We start from the raw sequence: 1,368 nt of genomic DNA on the forward strand, positions 1-1,368 counted from the left end.
CCGGTCTCGGGTGCCGAGGAGGTCGTCGCGTTCGCCGAGCAGCACGGTCTGCCGATCGCGATCAAGGCCGCGTTCGGCGGTGGCGGGCGTGGTCTGAAGGTGGCCCGCACCCTGGAGGAGGTGCCGGAGCTGTACGAGTCCGCGGTGCGCGAGGCGGTTGCGGCCTTCGGGCGCGGCGAGTGCTTCGTGGAGCGCTACCTCGACAAGCCCCGGCACGTGGAGACCCAGTGCCTGGCCGACGCCCACGGCAACGTGGTCGTCGTCTCCACCCGTGACTGCTCGCTGCAGCGCCGCCACCAGAAGCTGGTCGAGGAGGCGCCCGCGCCGTTCCTGTCCCCGGCGCAGATGGATGAGCTGTACGCGTCCTCCAAGGCGATCCTGAAGGAGGCCGGCTACGTCGGCGCGGGAACGGTGGAGTTCCTGGTCGGCATGGACGGCACGATCTCCTTCCTGGAGGTCAACACCCGTCTGCAGGTCGAGCACCCGGTCACCGAGGAGGTCGCCGGCATCGACCTGGTCCGTGAGATGTTCCGCATCGCCGACGGCGAGGAACTGGGCTACGGCGACCCCGAACTGCGCGGCCACTCCATCGAGTTCCGTATCAACGGCGAGGACCCTGGCCGCAACTTCCTGCCCGCCCCGGGTACGGTCACCGCGTTCTCGGCACCGACCGGCCCCGGTGTCCGTCTGGACGCGGGCGTCGAGTCCGGCAGCGTCATCGGCCCGGCCTGGGACTCCCTGCTCGCCAAGCTGATCGTCACCGGCGCCACCCGCAAGCAGGCGCTCCAGCGGGCGGCCCGCGCCCTGGCCGAGTTCCAGGTCGAGGGCATGGCGACCGCGATCCCCTTCCACCGTGCGGTGGTCGAGGACCCGGCGTACGCCCCGGAGCTGACCGGCTCGACCGAGCCGTTCACGGTCCACACCCGCTGGATCGAGACCGAGTTCGTCAACGAGATCAAGCCGTTCGCCGCCCCGGCCGACGCCGAGAGCGATGACGAGCCCGGCCGCGAGACGGTGGTCGTCGAGGTCGGCGGCAAGCGTCTGGAGGTCTCGCTGCCGGTCTCGCTGGGCATGTCGCTGGCCCGCACGGGTCTGGCCGCGGGCGCCAAGCCCAAGCGCCGGGCCGCGAAGAAGTCCGGCCCGGTCGCCTCGGGCGACACCCTCGCCTCCCCGATGCAGGGCACCATCGTCAAGGTGGCCGTCGAGGAGGGCCAGGAGGTCAAGGAAGGCGATCTGATCGTCGTCCTGGAGGCCATGAAGATGGAACAGCCCCTGAACGCGCACCGCTCGGGCACCGTCAAGGGCCTGAGCGCGGAGGTCGGCGCCTCCGTCACCTCCGGCGCCCCGATCTGCGAGATCAAGGACTGA

1 protein-coding gene is annotated in these 1,368 nt (G+C 71.0%); it reads left to right on the forward strand.

Annotation, left to right across the window (positions count from 1 at the left end):
- The coding region (locus tag IO36_RS35990) for an ATP-binding protein (protein ID WP_037626549.1) at positions 1-1,368 on the forward strand (1,368 nt) is incomplete at its 5' end.

This window comes from Streptomyces aureus, assembly GCF_000725495.1.
Classification (GTDB): Bacteria; Actinomycetota; Actinomycetes; order Streptomycetales; family Streptomycetaceae; genus Streptomyces; species Streptomyces aureus_B.